Below are 17,124 nucleotides of genomic sequence, written 5' to 3' on the forward strand. Positions count from 1 at the left end.
GCTCATCGAAAGGCCCATGTCCGCCAGCCTCTGCGCCAATGAAGCATCGTGTCCCAGCATCGAAGAACTCATCGCGTCCAATGCGCTGACGGCCGTGTTCCAGCCGATCGTGCGCTTCGCGGACGGCGAGGTCATCGGCTATGAAGGTCTCATTCGCGGGCCGGCCGGCAGCGCGCAGGAATCGCCCGCCGTGCTCTTCGAGCAGGCGACGCGCGAGCGGCGCGGCGTCATGCTGGAACATGCGGCGGCGCGCGTCTGCATCGCGGCGTTTGCCCAGCTTGCGCGCAGCGGGCTGCTGTTCATCAACTTCAGCGCGGCCGCCATCGAGGCCGCGCTCGGAGAACGCGAAACGCCCGGCTATCTGGCCGGCGACAGCGGTCTGGATGCGAAGCGGCTCGTCATCGAGCTGACCGAACAAAGCGTGATTGCGGACGCCGAGCGCTTCGGCGCGACCGTGCGCGCGCTGCGGGCGTCGGGTCCGCAGTTCGCGCTCGACGATTACGGCAGCGCCAATGCCTCGATGAATCTGTGGGTGCGGCTCGCGCCGCACTACGTGAAGATCGACCGCTTCTTCGTTTCCGACATCGCGCGTGATCCGCTCAAGTTCGAAGCCGTCAAGGCGATGGTCGCGTTCGCGAACGCGAGCGGCGCGCTTCTGATCGCGGAGGGCATCGAAAACGAAGCGGATCTGGAGATCGTGCGCGATCTCGGCATTGCCTGCGCGCAGGGTTTCCTGCTCGGCAAGCCGGCTGCGACGCCGAGCGCGCGCGTGCCGGATGCCGTTGCGCGAGCGTTGCGCTCCGCGCAGATTTCGGTCTATCCGGCCCGCACGCGCACGGGCGCGACCGCCGACATGAACGCCGTGCTGCTCGAACGCATGCTCGTCGAAGCGCCGACGCTTACCGTCAAGTCGCGCAACGACGACGTCGCGCGCCTCTTCAACGAGAGGCCGTCGCTGCATGCGGTGGCGATTCTTGACGACGGCCGTCCGGTCGGCCTCATCAATCGACGCTCGTTCATGGATCAGTACGCGCTGCCGTATCACCGCGAAGTGTTCGGCAAGCGGCCGTGCATGCAGTTCGCGCATCTCGCGCCGCTGATCGTCGAACGCGGCTCCACGCTCGAAGAGATCGCCCGGCTTTTCACGAACGACGATCCGCACGATCTCTCGGATGGCTTCATCGTCACGGAGAACGGGCGTTATGCGGGGCTCGCGACCGGCGCGAGCATGGTGCGCGCCGTGACCGAAGTGCGCGTGGAGGCGGCGCGTTATGCGAACCCGCTCACGTTTCTGCCGGGCAACGTGCCGCTCAATTCACACATCGACAGGTTGATTGCGAACGGCTCGGCCTTTGTCGCCTGTTACTTCGATCTGGACCACTTCAAGCCCTTCAACGACCGCTACGGCTATTGGCAAGGCGACGAAGTGCTGAAGACCGCCGCGAACGCGCTGGCCTCGGTCTGCGAGCCGACGCGCGATTTTCTCGGCCATATCGGCGGCGACGACTTCTTGCTGCTCTTCCAAAGCGACGACTGGCGCGAGCGCGTCACGCGCGCCATGCACGCGTTCGACGAACTCGTGATGCGCTTTTACTCGCCGGAAGAACGCCTCGCCGGCGGCATACACGGCGAAGACCGGTTCGCGCGGCCCGCGTTTTTCGGCTTCGTGCGCTTCTCGGCGGGCGCGGTGCGCGTAGCACCGGGCACGGCGCGCGGCAGCGCCCACGTCAGCGCGACGGCGGCAGTCGCCAAGCGCGCGGCGAAGGAAGAGGCGAGCGGCTTCGTGGTGATGGACATGCGCGAAGCCGAATGAATCAGCGCGCCGACGCCGCGCGCAACGCCTCCATCAACGCGTGCGGATCATAGGGCTTGCGCAGCCGGATCGCATGCGGGAGCGCCTGCCGTTCCTCGTCGCTCAGTTCGAGGTCGTAGCCGGTGACGAACACGACGCCCAGACGCGGCGCCTGACGCGATGTCTCTTTCGCCAGCTCGACGCCGGATTCGCCCGCCAGGTTCACGTCGGTCAGCAGCACGTCGAAGCGTTGCTCGCCGAAAAGCGCGCGGGCTTCTGCGACGCTCGCCGCTTCGGTGAGATCGAGGCCCATCGTGCGCAGCAACTCGGCGCTGCTGGTGCGCACCATCTCGTTGTCTTCGACGAACAGCACACGCAGGCTGTCGGTGGATTCGGGCGTGGCGGCATCGGCGGCATCCGTGGCAGAGGAGGCAGTGGTGCGCGCGCGTTGCCCGAGCACATGGCGAATCTTGCGGGCGAGCGCCTCGTGCGTGTACGGCTTGCTCAACAGGTCGATGCCTTCGTCGAGCCGCCCCGCGTGAACGATCGCGTTGTCCGTGTAACCCGACGTGAACAGCACCGCGATGCCCGGCACGCGCTCGCGCGCCTTGCGCGCAAGCTCGGTGCTGCGCAACGGGCCGGGCATCACGACGTCCGTGAACAGCATGTCGATCGGCACGCCGCTTTCGACGATAGCGAGCGCGCTCTGCGCGTCCTTCGCCCGCAGCACGCGATAGCCGAGGTCCGCGAGAAGATCGACGACGGTCGCGCGCACTTCCTCGTCGTCTTCGACCACCAGAATCGTTTCGCTGCCGCCTTTCGCCGGTCCCGCGTCGACGTTCGTTTCGAGGTCTTCTTCCTGCCGCGCGCGCGGCAAGTAGAGGCGCACCGTCGTGCCGTGGCCTTCCTCGCTGTAGACCTTCACGTGCCCGCCCGACTGCTTGACGAAGCCGTACACCATCGACAGGCCGAGGCCGGTGCCGTGACCTTCGCGCTTGGTCGTGAAGAACGGCTCGAACGCGCGTTCCTGCACTTCCGGCGACATGCCCGAGCCGGTATCGGTGACGGCGACCATCACGTACTGGCCGGGCGCGACGTCGGCGTTGCGCATCGCATACGTCTCGTCGAGCGATGCGTTGCCGGCCTCGATGGTCAGCTTGCCATGCCCGTTCATCGCGTCGCGCGCGTTGATCGCGAGATTGAGCAGCGCGTTCTCGACCTGGAACGGATCGACGAGCGTGTTCCACAAGCCGCCCGATACGATCGTCTCTACTTCGATGCCGTCGCCGAGCGCGCGACGGAACATGTCGTCCAGACCGCGCACGAAGCGGCCGAGATTCACGACCTTCGGCGCGAGCGGCTGGCGCCGCCCGAACGCCAGCAATTGCGAGGCGAGGTTCGCGCCGCGCGCCACGCCGGCAAGCGCGCTTTTCACGCGCTGCTCGGACTTGTCTTGTCCGGCGACGTCTTTCGCGAGCAGTTGCAGATTGCCGCCGATGACTTGCAACAGGTTGTTGAAGTCGTGTGCGACGCCGCCCGTCAGCTTGCCGATGGCTTCCATCTTCTGCGCCATGCGCAATGCTTCTTCGGTGTGCCGCAGCGCGTCGGCCGTTTCGCGGTCCGCCGTGACGTCGCGCCCGACGCCGTGAATGCGCCGCGTGCGCGGATCGAGTGAAAGCGTCCACGCGATCCAGCGCCAGCCGCTGTCGATGCGCCCGAGGCGGCACTCGTAGCGCACCGGCGCGCCGCTCGCCCGCAGTTTGTCGAGTTCGAGCGCGACGGCGGCGCGGTCGTCCGTATGCACGATGTCGAGCATCGTGCGCGCATGCAGGCGCTCGGTATCGATGCCGAGCACCGACGACCACGACGGACTCACGCGCAACAGCGCGCCGTCGAAGCTCGCGATCACGAACAGGTCTTCGCTCAGTTCCCACAGCCGGTCGCGGTCCGCGACGACTTCGGTCACGCGGCGCTCCAGCGTCTCGTTGAGATCGCGCAGCGCGGCCTGCGCCTTGGCGCGCTCGGCGATTTCGTTCTGCGCCGCCTGGAACAGGCGCGCGTTGTCGATGGCGATGGCCGCCTGCGCCGCGACGCCGTTCACGATGCGCTCGGCGCGAGCGGTGAATACGCCCGGCTCCGGATGACCGAAGAAAAGGCCGCCGAGCACTTCGCCCGTGCGCGAGACGACCGGCGCCGCGAGATAGCTGCGCACCGGAAGATGGCCCTTCGGCATGCCGAAATGCGGCGAGTTATGGCCGTAGCGCGGGTCTTTGGTGATGTCGTCCGAGCGCACGATGCCGTGGCCGCCGAACGTCGGCCCGAAGACGGCCGTGTTGCGCGGCATCGGAAACTTCGCGAAGCTGTCTTTCGACGCGCCGGAAAGCGCGTACAGCGTGTAGCTGCCGCCTTCGTCGTCGAGCACGTTGTAGAAGAACGAACCGAACGCGGCGCCGGTCAGCTCCGTGGCGGCATCGGTCACGACCTGCACGACGCGCGAGAGATCGAGTTCGGCGGCGACCGTGGTGCCGACGCGGTTGAGCACTTCGAGCACGCGCGACTCTTCGCGCAGTCGCTGCTCGGTCTCGCGGCGCAGTCGCGACAGCCGCAGGTTGCTCGCCACGCGCGCGAGCAGTTCGCGCGCGGAGAACGGCTTGGTCAGATAGTCGTCCGCGCCCGCTTCGAGGCCGCCGACGCGCGCTTCTTCGCCCGCCCGCGCCGATAGCAGCACGACCGGCGTCTCGCGCAGCGTCTCGTCGTCGCGCAGCGCGCGCAAGAGGCCGAAGCCGTCGAGGCGCGGCATCATCACGTCGGAGACGATCACGTCCGGACGCAGCGCGACGGCCGCGTCGAGCCCGGCGCGGCCATCGGCGGCGACGCTCACGTCGTGGCCCGCGGCGGCGAGCAGACGGCGCATGTAATCGCGCAGATCGGCGTTGTCGTCGACCACGAGCACGCGGCCCGTCAACGCATCCGATGGCGCGGCGGCTTCCGCCGCTTCCGCGAGCGGCGAGTCGAGGTCCGCGACGTCGAGCGCGGCCGCGTCGGCGGCGGCGTCCTCATCCGGCGCCCAGCGCAATGCGGCATCGACGAAAGACCGCGCGCGGCTGCTGGCCTCGGCGCGCGGGGCGTCGGCGCGCGTTGCTGCGTTTTCCTGCGCGGCGGGCAGCGTCACGGTGAAGCACGTGCCTTCGCCGAGGCGACTCGACACCGCAATGCTGCCGCCGTGCAGCTTGATGAGCTCCTGAACCATCGCGAGCCCGATCCCGCTGCCTTCCACCGAGCGGCCCGCCGCGCCGGCCACGCGATGGAACCGCTCGAAGACGCGCGCCTGCTCGTGCTCGGCAATGCCGATGCCCGTATCGCGCACGCTCGCTTCGATCACGCCGCCGCGCACGGACAGCGCCACCTCGATGCTGCCCTCGAAGGTGAACTTGAACGCGTTCGACAGCAGGTTCATCACGACCTTTTCCCACATGTCGCGGTCGATGTCGGCGAGCACCGGCGTATCGGGAATGTTGGTGCGAAGCGTAAGCCCGGCCGTCTCGATGGCCGAGCGAAAGAGCGACGCGAGTTCGGCGGTAAACGCGGCGATGTCCGTGCGCTGGCGATGAATCTCGATGCGGCCCGCCTCGATGCGCGAAAAGTCGAGCAGCGCGTTGACGAGCGTGAGCAGCCGCATGCCGTTGCGATGCATGATCTCGACGAGCCGCATGTCTTCGGGCGGCACGCGGCCGCGCTCCGCGAGCATCTCTTCGAGCGGGCCTAACATCAGCGTGAGCGGCGTCCGGAATTCGTGGCTGATGTTGGAGAAGAACGTCGTCTTTGCGCGGTCGATTTCCGCGAGCGCCTCGGCGCGGCGGCGCTCTTCGTCGTAGGCGTGCGCATAGCCAATCGCCGCGCCGATCTGTCCGGCGACGAGATTGATGAAGGTGCGATAGCCGTCGTCGATCAGTCGATACGGATTGAGCGCCGCGATCAGCACGGTCGCATGACCGGTCTCGCCGGTCGGGGCGATCGGGACCATCACGGCGGTGGTCGGCGCGGCCTTCCACGCGCCGGTGGGCAACGACGCGCCGACGTGCTGATGCAGGTTCGTCACGAGCAGCGCGCGGTTTTCCCGCAGCGCGTCCTGAAACGGCCAGGGCTCGCGCTCATCGGCGTTCAGCGTCGCGGGCGCCGCCGGATGCCCCGGCGCGATGCCGCACGCGCCGACGAGCGTCGCCGTCTCGTTGCCGGGGCCGGCCGCGTAAAGCAGCGCGAAGGGCAGATCGCGCGGCGCGCTTTTCAGCGCGTTCATCGAGCGCTCGCAGGCCTCGCGCCAGGTGCGCGCATCGGCGGCGGAGGTCGCCAGTTCGCGCAGCACCGTCAGTTGCCGCTCGCCCAGCACACGCTGCGTGTCGTCGCTATTCGCGCAGATGATGCCGCCCGCGCCGCCTCGGTCGTCCGGAATCGGGCTGTAGGAGAACGTGTAGTACGTCTCCTCCGGAAACCCGTTGCGCTCCATGATCAGCAGCTTCTGTTCGACGAAGGTGCCTTCGACGCCGGCGAGCGCCGTGTCGAGCAGCGGCCCGATGTCGTCCCAGATCTCCCGCCACACGACCGAAGTCGGCTGGCCGAGCGCCTGTGGATGCTTGCCGCCGATGATCGACCGGTAGGCGTCGTTATAGAAGAAGAGAAGCTCGTGACCCCAGCCGATCCAGATGGGCTGGCGCGAGGTCAGCATGATGCGAATGGCCGTCTTCAGGCTCTGCGGCCAGTGCTCCGGCGCGCCGAGCGAGGTCTGCGTCCAGTCGAAGCTCCGGATGAGCACGCCCATTTCTCCGCCGCCGAGCAGAAAGCTGGGGTCGAGGCTGCTGGCGCTCGTGTCCGGGGGCAGATTCTCGGGAGTCATCGACGCTGAATCTCCTCGCTGGGTCGCTCGACCAAGCGGCATGGGGTTGAAAGGCGTGTCTTGGGATGACGCTGACTGAAACGCGCGACCGGATGGGCTTCCGGATTCTCGCACGGAAACGGCTGTGGTCCGCTCCGGCATGCACGTTCGCAGGGCTCTAGCAAGGTGCGTGACCGGGACGCGGTCAGGCGGAAGCGGCTGCCCCTCGCGGCTATTTATTTTGAATTCTTTTCGCGCTCGCTTTGCGGCCGGCTTTCTAATTCGACATATATTTTTGCACTATACTCGATCGAATCCGTTATCGTTCTTTTCTTCGCGAATCGGGAAAAACGCATAACGCGATTTGTGAAAGTCGATTGAATCGCTTTTCAGATCATTCGCGCGCTTCCCCCGGTGCGACGGGCGTCGGATCCAGCCGCTATCAGGCCGTCGGATGCGGCACCTGGCGCTTTTCCCCCTCTCCGCTTATTGCCGGTTCGCGCTTCGTATTTGCGGGCGCTCATTCAGCATTATCGAAAAAGCAACCGGCTTCATTTCAATTCGTTGCATATAACGCTCATGAACCAGTCAACCCAATCCGTCATGACGAGCCTGACCGAACGTGAAGCCATGCTTCGCCAGGAACTTGCGCTTCGCCCGAATTCACTCGCGGCGACGAATAATCTGGGACTCGTGCTACGCCTGTTGGGCCGACTGCCGGAAGCGGAGCAGATGCTTCGGCAGGCACTCGCGCTGCAACCCGATTCCGCCGAGGTTCTGGTGAATCTTGCTCTCGTTGCATTCGACGACGGCAGGATCGAAGAAGCTCAGGCGACGTTGAACAAGGCGCTGTCGCTCCGACCCGATTCCGTGATGGCCAAGTTCGTGCTCGGCTGCACGTATCAGGCGCAGAAACGCCTGGACGACGCGGCAAACGCGTTTTCGGAAGCCATTGCCGGACTGCCGGACTTCGCGCAGGCGCATGTCTCGCTCGGACAGACGCGCTTCATGCAGAACCGCCTGCCCGAAGCGGAGACGGCGTGCCGCCGCGGCATCGACCTGGCGCCTGACGTGATAGAAGGCCATCTGTGGATGGGCGACATCCTTTGCGCGGCGGGACGGCTGACGGAGTCGGAGGCGTCGTTCAACCGGGCGCTCGCGATCAATCCGCAATCGGCCGAAGCGCATTGCGGCCTCGGCAACGTGGCGCACCGTCGCTTTGACCTGCGTGACGCCGAGGCGCAGTTTCAGAAGGCGTTGGCTTTGCGCCCTGTCTTTTTCGAAGCGAGCCGCGGTCTCGGGTTCGTGCTGCTCGCGGCTGGCCGGGCGCACGAAGCGGAGGGCGCGCTGCGTCAGGCGCTATCGCTCAAGCCCGACGACGCAGGTCTGCAGAGCGCCTTGAACGCCACGCTCGCGTTGCCGCGCGCGCAGCCGCGTCCCGGCGTGCAGACGAGCGTCGACACGTTGATCGCTCCGCGCAAGCCGTCCGCGTGAGCCGCATGGCTGACCGCGTCGGAATGCTTCTGAAAGGAACGGCTCTTGCTTGGCGCCCCTGTGTAATGAAGGGAGGAGAGCATGATCAGCAAACAACGGACCTCGACGGACCAACTCGAAACCATTCCCGACACGTCCAGCCCCGCCTACGCCAAATCGCACCCGTTGATGCGCGCGTTCGATAGCTTCGCGAGCCTCGTCACGCGCTGGGCGGGTTCGCCGTTCGCCTTCGGGCTCGCGGTGGCGAGCATCGTCGCGTGGGTCGTCACCGGGCCGATCTTTCACTATTCAGACGGCTGGCAACTCGTCATCAACACGGGCACGACCATCATCACGTTTCTGATGGTGTTTCTGATTCAGCAGAGCCAGAACAAGGACAGCGTCGCGCTGCATCTCAAGCTCAATGAACTGCTCGCGACGCATCGCGCGGCGAGCAATCACCTGATCGGCATCGAGGACGCGAGCGAAGAAGAACTGCGCAGGCTCGCGGCGGCGTATCTGCGGCTGGCATCGGAAGGCGCCGAGGCGGCGGCCGGAGCGTCGCCCGGTAGCGCGGCGAAGAAGAATTGAGGCCGCGCGACGATCATCGGCTCCTGTTGACTCAATGCGTGACTTTCGCCGGCGCGACGCGCCGGTTCAGCACGCGCGCTTGCAGAACGATCACGAGCAACAAGAAAAGCCCGCGAATCACCGACTGCCAGTAAGCCGACAGGCTGATATACCCGAGCCCGTTCTCGAAGTTCAGCAGATTGAACACGAGCCCGAGCAGCGCGACGCCTGCAATGGTCATCGCGATGGAGCCTTCGCCGCCCGTCAGCCGCGTGCCGCCGAGCACCACCGCCGAGATGGCGAAGAGTTCCCAGCCGACGCCCTCGTTCGGCTGTCCCGCGCCGAACTGCGCCGCGAGAATCGCGCCCGCGATGCCGGCGAGCAAGCCGCTCAACGCATACACCGCGACGAGCGTGCGATCGACGTTCAGCCCCATCAGCCGCGACGCCTCTTCGCTGCCGCCGATCGCGAGCGCATGCCGGCCGAAGCGCGAGCTGCGCAGCGCGATCCAGCCGAGCACCGCCGCGACGAGCGACACGATGCCGGGAATCGGCAGACCGAACAGGTCGCCTTGTCCGAAGGCGGCGAAGTTCGTGTCGGACGAGATGGCGACCGCATCGTTATGGCCGAGCAAGAGCGCGAGGCCATGCGCGCCGAGGCTCGTCGCAAGCGTGACGATGAAGGGGAGGATGCGCATGTGCGTGATGACGATGCCGTTCAACACGCCCACCGCGAGGCCCGCGAACGCTCCGGCGAGCACGCCCGCCACGCCGCCGTGCGGACTCGCCAGCGCGGCGACCACGCTCGCGAGCGCGGCCACCGCGCCCACGGACAGATCGATGCCGCCCGTGATGATGACGAACGCCATGCCGATGGAGATCAGCGCGAACATCGAGTTGTAGCGCCAGAACGATGTGACGTTGTAGGCGGAGGCGAAGTGCTCGTAGCGCACGACGCCCAGGACGAGCAACGCGACGAGCGCGATCAGGATAGGAAGGTTCTTCTTCATGTCATGAGCCTCGGCGGCGCTGCACGTACACGGCGGCGATGATGATCGCGGCCTTCAGCACGAGCGCGGCGGCGTCCGGAATGCCGTGCGCGAGCAGCGTGTAACGCAATAGCTGGATGATGAGCGCGCCGATCAGCGTGCCCGTGATATACGCCTTGCCGCCTGTCAACGCCGTGCCGCCGACCGCGACGGCCGCGATGGCATCGAGTTCGACGCCGAGGCCCACGACGTTTGCATCCGACGACGAATTCACCGAGATCGAGATGAGCCCGGCGAGACCTGCGAGCGCCGCGCATGCGGTGTACGCGATCAGCTTGACGCGCGCTGTCGGAATCCCCGAGAGATACGCCGCGTCCTCGTTGCCGCCCGTGACGAGCAGATACTTGCCGAACAGCGTCTTGCGCACGATCCACGTGAAGACGGCGACGAGCGCGAGCATCAGCAGAATCTGGAACGGCACGCCCGCGACCTTGCCGAGCGCGATCCACTGAAACGCGGGATTGTTGAACGCCTGCAGGCTGCCGTCGGTCACGACTTGCGCGATGCCGCGTCCCGCGATGAAAAGCACGAGCGTCGCGACGATGGGCTGCACGCGAAGCCGCGTGACGAGCAGTCCGTTGAACACGCCGCACACTGCGGCGGCCATCACGGGCAGCGTGAAGGCGAGCAGAATGCCGAGCGGCCCTTCGATGTTCATGAAGAGCATCGGCGCGAGCGCGCCGGCAATCGCCATCGACGCGCCCACGGACAGGTCGATGCCGCCTGTCGCCACCACGAGCGTCATGCCGATGCCGACGATCACGATCGTCACCACCTGCGTGAGGTTCACGTTGAACGTCTGAAGCGACCAGAAGTGCTCGGTGAAGAACAGATTGAACAGAATCATCGCGACGAGCACGATGATCTCGCGCTGAATCGCGACGCCGCGCCGCTTCTTGGCGGGCGCCGTTTGCGCGTCGGCTGCGAGCGGCGCTACGGGTCGTGCAGCAGGTTGTGTCTTGTCGATCATGACTCGTTTCCTTGCGCGGCCGTCGCTTGCGCGAGCGTCGATGTCTCACCCGAGCCGTAGGCGATCGCATCCATGATCGATGCCTCGTTCATCTGCGCGCCATCGAGTTGCGCCACGGTTTCGCCGTCGCGGATCACGACTGCGCGGTCGGCCACGGCAGTGAGTTCTTCTAGCTCGGACGCCGACAACAGTACGGCCATGCCCGCATCGCGCAACTCGCGCACGATCTTCGCGACGTCCGCTTTCGCGCCCACGTCGATGCCGCGCGTCGGCTCGTCGAGCAGCAGAAGACGCGGATTCGTCGCGAGCCAGCGCGCGAGCAAGACCTTTTGCTGATTGCCGCCCGAGAGTTCGCGTATCGGTTGATCGGGCGAGCGCAGCTTGATGCCGAGCGACGCGATGAAGCTGTCCACGATTTCGCGCTGCTTCGCAACGTCCACGACGCCGCGCTTAGTGAGCGCGGGCAGGCAGACGAGCGTGAGGTTGTCGCGCACGGAAAGCTCCGGCACGATGCCTTCGGCCTTGCGGTCTTCGGTGAGATACGCGATGCCGCGCGTGATCGCATCTTTCGGCGACTTGAACGCGGCGCTTTCGCCGGCCACCGTGAGCGCACCGCGCGAAGGACGGTCCGCGCCGAACAGAAGGCGCATCGTCTCCGTGCGGCCCGAGCCGAGCAATCCGGCGAGACCCACCGCTTCGCCCGCATGCACGTCGAGCGATACGTTCGTGACTTTCGCGCCCGCCGCGAGCGACTGCGCGCTCAACGCGACCGCGCCGCGCTTCGCCAGATTTTCTTCTTTCACCGCGCTGTCTTCGTGCACGACGGCGGCGAGCGTGCGGCCGAGCATCGTCGTCACGAGCTTGAGCTTGTCCATCTCCTGCATGGTGCTTTCCGCGACCGTCTGGCCGTCGCGCATCACGGTGACGCGGTCGCACAGCGCATACAGTTCGTCCAGCCGATGCGACACGAAGATGACCGCGCGCCCGTCGTCGCGCAAGCGGCGCACCACGCCGAAAAGCAGTTCGACTTCGCGCTCATCGAGCGATGACGTCGACTCGTCCATGATGACCATCTTCGCATCCGACGAAACGGCTCGCGCGAGCGCGACCATCTGCTGAATGGCGGTCGAATAGTCGCGCACGGGCTTCTTCACGTCGATATGGAGTCCGAACGATTCAAGGAGTTCAGTCGCGCGCCGCTGCACCGTTTTCCAGTCGATCAGGCCGAAGCGGCGCGGCTCGCGTCCGAGAAATATGTTCTCGGCCACCGAGCGAAACGGCACGAGGTTGATCTCCTGATAGATCGTGCTGATGCCCGCTTCGCGCGCTTCCTTCGGCGTGCGGAAATCCACTTCGCGTCCGTCGAAGCGGATGGTTCCGCCGCTCTTGCGATACGCGCCGGTGAGAATCTTGATGAGTGTCGACTTGCCCGCGCCGTTCTGGCCGATGAGCGCGTGCACCTCGCCGGCCGCCACGGTGAGGCGCGCGTGCTTGAGCGCCGCGACGCCGCCGAAGGCAATGTCGATGTCCTGCATGTCGAGTAGGGGAGCAGTGGCCATGCGGCGCTTCCGTCCTTTAGAAAAGCGAGCGCCCGAAGGCGCCCGCGAACCAACATAGACTGCTTCGCTCAATAGCCGTACTGCATGCTGGCGTCGACGTTGCTCTTGTCGTAGAAACGATCGGAGACTTTGACCCACGGCGGAATGGTCTCGCCCTTCGCGTATTTCTGCGCGACATCGCACGCGAGCGGTCCGAAGAACGGGCTCGACTGCACGCTCGCGCCGAGTTCGCCTGCCTTGATCGCTTCGAGGCCGCCCTTTGTGCCGTCGATCGTGACGAGGACGATGTCCTTGCCCGGCTGCTTGCCCGCCGCCTTGATCGCGGCGATCGCGCCGAGCGCCATTTCGTCGTTGTGCGCGTAGACGGCGGTCACGTCGGGATGCGCCTGCAACAGCGTTTCCATGACCTGGCGGCCCTTGTCGCGCGCGAAGTCGCCGCTTTGCGACGCGACGATCTTCATGCCCGGATTCTTCGCGATGACCTCGTCGAAGCCCTTCTTGCGGTCGTTCGCAGCGGACGCGCCGGTCGAACCTTCGAGCTCGATGATCGTCGCCTTGCCGTTGGTGGCTTTCACGAGCCAGTCGGCGGCGCGGTGGCCCTGATCGATGAAGTCCGATCCGATGAACGTGATGTAGTCGCGCCCGGCCTTCGCCATCGACTGGTCGATGTTGCGGTCGACGAGAATCACTGGAATGCCGGCCTTCTTCGCCTGCAACACGACCGGCGCGAGCGGCTTTTCTTCGCGCGGCGGGAACACGAGCAGATCGACGTGCTGCGCGATCATGCTCTGGATGTCGGACACCTGCTTGGCGGCCGAGCTGTTCGCATCGGTGATGATGACCTGCCAGCCGCATTTCGATGCGACGTCCTTGAAGCTCTTGGTCTCGGCGAGCCGCCACGGGTTGTTGCTCTCCGTCTGCGCGAAGCCCACGCGCAGCGGCTTCTTGTTCGGGATCTTCGGCAACGCGTCGTCGGCGGCGTGCGCGGCTCCGGCGCCGGCTGCGAGCGTCAGAACGGTGAGCGCGGCGGCGAGCGGGCGCAGGCCCGAGCGGAGATTCTTCTTTAGCGACACCATGTCTTCCTCCGATAGGATGATTCGTCTTGTTGGTAATGCCGATGCTTGTTGTTGCCCGGTCTGTCTGATGCGAGAGATGCTGCTGCCTTGCGCGCTCTGTATTAACGTCTTATTGGCGGCTAATCACTAATATTATTAATTGCGAACTGATGCGCTTCGGCGATGACCTTCACCGATCCGCGCTCGATCAACGGGCCGTCGAGCTTGACGGTGCGCCGCCGCAACGGCGCGCCGACGGCGCGGTTGTGTTCCTCTTGCAGAAGCGTTTCGACTGCCCAGCGGCCGAGGTCGTAGTTCGGCAACACCACGGTGGATAGCGGTGGATGCGTGTGGCGCGCGATCTCCTGATCGTCGTAGCCGACCACGGAGACGTCGTCGGGCACGCGCAGCCCGAGTTGCTTGAGCGCCTCGATGGCGCCGAGCGCCATCAAATCGTTCGCGCAGAAAATGGCCGTCGGCGGATTCGGCTCGCGCATGAGCGAGAGCGTCTGCTCGAAGCCGGCGCCCGAACTCCAGTCGCCTTCGCGCACGAGTTCCGGCGCGAACGGCAAGTCCGCCGTGGCGAGCGCCGTGCGATAACCCTTCAGCCGGTCGCGCGCCGCGTCCTGATACGGCTCGCCGTTGATATAGCCGATGCGCCGATGCCCCGCCGCGAGCAGATAGTCCGTCGCCGTGTGCCCGCCCGCAACCTCGGCCGGCACGACCGACGACAGGTTCGCCTCGCTCGCGTAGCAGTTGAGCAGCACTGTCGGCACCTTGGCGAGCGCCGCGGGCAGCGCGACGAGCCGTGTGTAGACGGTCGCGTAGATCACGCCGAGCAGGTTGGGGTGGTCGAGCGTCGCGGCGAGCACGCGCGCCTCGATCTCCGCGTTGCCGTGCGTCGAATAGACGGCGAGCAGGCGGCCATGCGCGAACGCGGCGTCGCGCGCCCCGTCGATGCACACGACCGGATGCGGGCTCGTCGAGATCTCATCGGCGAGATACACGATCAGATTGCGCTCGCTCTGCGCGCCGGGTGTGTCGAAGGCGTCGAGCGCGGCGGGCTCGCGCGGCGTCATGCGATAGCCGAGCTCCTGCGCCGCGCGCAGCACCTTGTCGCGCGTGACGTCCGAGAACTTCGCGCCGCTCGCGTTGTTGAGCACGAGCGATACCGTCGACTGCGAAACTCCGGTGAGCTTCGCAATGTCGGTCATCGTCGGGCGGCGCTGCGTGGTTTTCTTCATCGGACGGATGCGGCGTATGAGGCTTGGCGACAGACCTTAACACTAATATTAGTGATGAACAACACGGAAACCACCTAGCCACAGCATGGGACGGCACAGGGTTTTCACCGAGTATTACTAATAATATTGACGGCGCGATTACTGCCGTGCCATTCTCTTTCCGACCGATTGACGACCGAAAGGAGCGGCGCATGGGCCGATACGACGAGACGACGAGAGACGCGCTTGCACAAGCGTTCGAGCGAGACGGTTTCGTGCTGTTGCGGGATCACTTCGAGCGCGCGAAGCTCGAAGCGTGGCGCGAGGCATTCGCGCCGCTGTTGCAGCCACATGTCGATGCAGCGCGCGAGGCATCGGCGAGCGGCAATCGCGGGCCGGGCCGCTATTACGTGACCTTGCCGTTCGAAGGCGAGTTCGCGGACCCGTCGATCATCTGCGACGAGGACATCATTGGCATCGTCGAGCGCGTGGCGGGACGCGATCCGGTCATGTGCCAGCTCGCGACCGATACGCCGGTTCTGGGCTCGGACTTTCAGGACTGGCATCGCGATACGCCGCCGCTTTTCGACGACGCGCCCGAGACGCCGTCGTTTCAGCTTGCCGTGAACTTTCCGCTCGTCGATGTAGACGAGCGCAACGGCTCGCTGGAAACGACGCGCGGCACGCACCGCGTCTCGCGCGAAGAAGCGCTAGCCGGTCTCGCCGATGGACGCTTCCCGCCCGAGCGCGTGCCGATGCGCGTCGGCGACGTGATGATCCGCGATGTGCGCGGGCTGCATCGCGGCACGCCGAACTACATCGACGAACCGCGTCCGATGGTCGTGATCGGCTATAGCCGCGCATGGTATTTCCGGCCCGAAGTGCATATCGACGTGCCGCGCGCCGTGCTCGCCGACCTGCCGCCGCGCGCGAAACGACTGCTGCGCTACAACCCGGTGGTCGAGCGCACGCAGCGCATCTTCGACGAAAACTACCGGCAGTTCGCATATTGAGCGCCGATCGGACCCCGTCCGGGCGCGCGGACGAAGCGCTCGTGGAATTGCGCCACGGCGCGCGGCGCGTGCTGCTCGCCCCGCACGTCGGCGGCGCGATTGCGGCATTCTTCGACGCCCGCGAGCCCAACGAAGGCGGCGCGCTGCACTGGCTGCGTCCCGCCACCGTCGATGCGCTCGCCGCGCGCAATCCGCTCGGCATGGCGAGCTTTCCGCTCGTGCCGTACTGCAACCGTATTCGCGATGCCCGCTTCACATTCGATGGCGCGCTCGTCGATCTATCCGGCGACGGCAACGCGTTCCCGCACGCGTTGCACGGCAACGGATGGCGGCGGCCGTGGCGCGTCGAAGCCGTCTCCGAGGCGAGCGCCCGTCTCACGTTGTCGCACGTGCCTTCGCAGGAACCGGCGCATCATTGGCCGTTCGCGTTCGAAGCGGCGCAGGACATCGCGCTGGATGCGCAGTCGCTCACTGTGACCATGTCGCTGCGCAATCTGTCGGACCGGCCGATGCCCTTCGGCCTTGGACATCATCCGTATTTTCCGCGCACCGGGCACACGGTCGTGCGCACGCGGGTCGGGTCGATGTGGCATACGACGCCCGAGCCGCTGCCGACGCACGCCGGCCCGCATCCGTGCATCGACGCGCTGGCATCGCGCGAGGGCATGTCCGCCGATGCCTTCGATCTCGACAATAACTTCACGGGCTGGTCGCGGGAGACGTCGGTCGCGTGGCCGCGCGAGCATCGGTCGGTCACGCTGCGAGCGGAAGCGCCGTTCGACTTCACGGTGATTTATGCGCCTTTGTCGTTCGGGTCGCTGCTGTGTGTCGAGCCGGTCAGCAATGTCGCGGATTGGGTGAATCTCGAGGTCGACCAGTCGCTGAAGGGCGGCGGCGTGCTTGCGCCGGGAGAGTCGGTCAGCGCGCGGTTCTGGCTGACGCCTGAGGTCGAGTAGGACGGTTCGCGGCTGGCGCGACGAGCGCATGTGCTTCCGTCATGCACGTCGCTCGTCGCGCCGCCGTGTGCTCAATGACCGAAGAACACCTCGCATTGCGGCAGGCCGCTGCATGTTTCGGTGGTCCGTCCGCCAGCCGACATGCTCGTCCCGGCTTTCGTGCCGCCGTAGGCTTGTTCGCCGGATGCGGAGTCGGTTGTCGCGGCGTCGGCTTGCCGTGCGGTGTGCGAGGAATCCATCGGACGCATCGTCTGGACGACTTGTTGCGCCGTGTCGGGCATGCCTTGCGCGCGGGCGTTGCCGATGCCCGCGGCCAGCGCACAGGCAGCCATCATCGCGATGAATTTCGGGTTGACGTTCGTCTTCATGTTCCAGCTCCTCAGAAGCGAATGCACAAGCAGCCGGCAACACGTTCCCGGACTCCTTGCAGCGGTGGAAGAATTGGCGCGCCGCGACCATGCGAAGCCAGCGCGTTCGCCGGCCGCAGTCGACCTAGCAACGACGCAGACGGCACGACCGAGCCCTTGTGATGAAATGCCGGGATGTCGTCGTATGCGGCGGGCGCGATGACTAACCGCGCAGGCACACATTAGGG

General features: G+C 66.0%; 12 protein-coding genes. 5 read left to right on the forward strand and 7 right to left on the reverse strand.

The genetic code is table 11. The features are described 5' to 3' along the window. The first annotated feature begins 16 nt into the window (after positions 1 to 16). Positions 17 to 1,813, forward strand: coding sequence for a GGDEF domain-containing protein (locus NCR34_RS21815; protein WP_248324630.1), 1,797 nt, complete (start codon positions 17 to 19; stop codon positions 1,811 to 1,813). Position 1,814: 1 nt separating this feature from the next. Here the strand turns inward: NCR34_RS21815 and NCR34_RS21820 are convergent, their stop codons facing one another. After that, on the reverse strand, positions 1,815 to 6,683 hold the full coding sequence (locus tag NCR34_RS21820; protein ID WP_248324631.1) for a response regulator: 4,869 nt from the start codon (positions 6,681 to 6,683) through the stop codon (positions 1,815 to 1,817). A 558-nt stretch (positions 6,684 to 7,241) separates the two neighbouring features. Here NCR34_RS21820 and NCR34_RS21825 point away from each other — a divergent pair. Both NCR34_RS21825 and NCR34_RS21830 read left to right on the forward strand, forming a co-directional pair. Next, positions 7,242 to 8,156: a tetratricopeptide repeat protein gene (locus NCR34_RS21825; RefSeq protein WP_248324632.1), complete on the forward strand. Its 915-nt coding sequence runs from the start codon at positions 7,242 to 7,244 to the stop codon at positions 8,154 to 8,156. An 81-nt stretch (positions 8,157 to 8,237) separates the two neighbouring features. Beyond that, entirely contained in the window at positions 8,238 to 8,726 is a 489-nt protein-coding gene (locus NCR34_RS21830) for a low affinity iron permease family protein (protein WP_248324633.1), read from the forward strand. 31 nt (positions 8,727 to 8,757) lie between these two features. On the opposite strand, the gene NCR34_RS21835 is transcribed toward NCR34_RS21830, so the two are convergent. From NCR34_RS21835 to NCR34_RS21855, 5 genes are all read right to left on the reverse strand, one after another. Further along, positions 8,758 to 9,714, reverse strand: coding sequence for an ABC transporter permease (locus NCR34_RS21835; RefSeq protein ID WP_248324634.1), 957 nt, complete (start codon positions 9,712 to 9,714; stop codon positions 8,758 to 8,760). A 1-nt stretch (position 9,715) separates the two neighbouring features. Continuing rightward, on the reverse strand, positions 9,716 to 10,723 hold the full coding sequence (locus NCR34_RS21840) for an ABC transporter permease (RefSeq protein WP_248324635.1): 1,008 nt from the start codon (positions 10,721 to 10,723) through the stop codon (positions 9,716 to 9,718). Next, positions 10,720 to 12,282, reverse strand: a complete 1,563-nt coding sequence (locus NCR34_RS21845) for a sugar ABC transporter ATP-binding protein (protein ID WP_250501050.1) — start codon at positions 12,280 to 12,282, stop codon at positions 10,720 to 10,722. The genes NCR34_RS21840 and NCR34_RS21845 overlap by 4 nt, the downstream gene beginning before the upstream one ends. A 68-nt stretch (positions 12,283 to 12,350) precedes the next feature. Continuing rightward, the gene (locus tag NCR34_RS21850; RefSeq protein WP_248324637.1) at positions 12,351 to 13,358 is read right to left on the reverse strand and encodes an ABC transporter substrate-binding protein; all 1,008 of its coding nucleotides are present in this window, start codon (positions 13,356 to 13,358) and stop codon (positions 12,351 to 12,353) included. Positions 13,359 to 13,477: 119 nt separating this feature from the next. Next, the gene (locus tag NCR34_RS21855; RefSeq protein ID WP_244140237.1) at positions 13,478 to 14,581 is read right to left on the reverse strand and encodes a LacI family DNA-binding transcriptional regulator; all 1,104 of its coding nucleotides are present in this window, start codon (positions 14,579 to 14,581) and stop codon (positions 13,478 to 13,480) included. 191 nt (positions 14,582 to 14,772) lie between these two features. Here NCR34_RS21855 and NCR34_RS21860 point away from each other — a divergent pair, with 191 nt between their 5' ends. Together NCR34_RS21860 and NCR34_RS21865 are read left to right on the forward strand one after the other, a co-directional pair. After that, a complete protein-coding gene (locus NCR34_RS21860) occupies positions 14,773 to 15,573 on the forward strand; it encodes a phytanoyl-CoA dioxygenase family protein (protein ID WP_248324638.1) in 801 nt (266 codons plus the stop codon). Between the two features lie 41 nt (positions 15,574 to 15,614). Next, positions 15,615 to 16,529, forward strand: a complete 915-nt coding sequence (locus tag NCR34_RS21865) for an aldose 1-epimerase (protein WP_248324639.1) — start codon at positions 15,615 to 15,617, stop codon at positions 16,527 to 16,529. 71 nt (positions 16,530 to 16,600) lie between these two features. Here NCR34_RS21865 and NCR34_RS21870 read toward each other — a convergent pair whose 3' ends face one another. After that, on the reverse strand, positions 16,601 to 16,897 hold the full coding sequence (locus NCR34_RS21870; protein ID WP_248324640.1) for a hypothetical protein: 297 nt from the start codon (positions 16,895 to 16,897) through the stop codon (positions 16,601 to 16,603). Positions 16,898 to 17,124: the final 227 nt, after the last annotated feature.

It is taken from the genome of Caballeronia sp. GAWG1-5s-s (assembly GCF_023631445.1).
Taxonomy (GTDB): Bacteria; Pseudomonadota; Gammaproteobacteria; order Burkholderiales; family Burkholderiaceae; genus Caballeronia.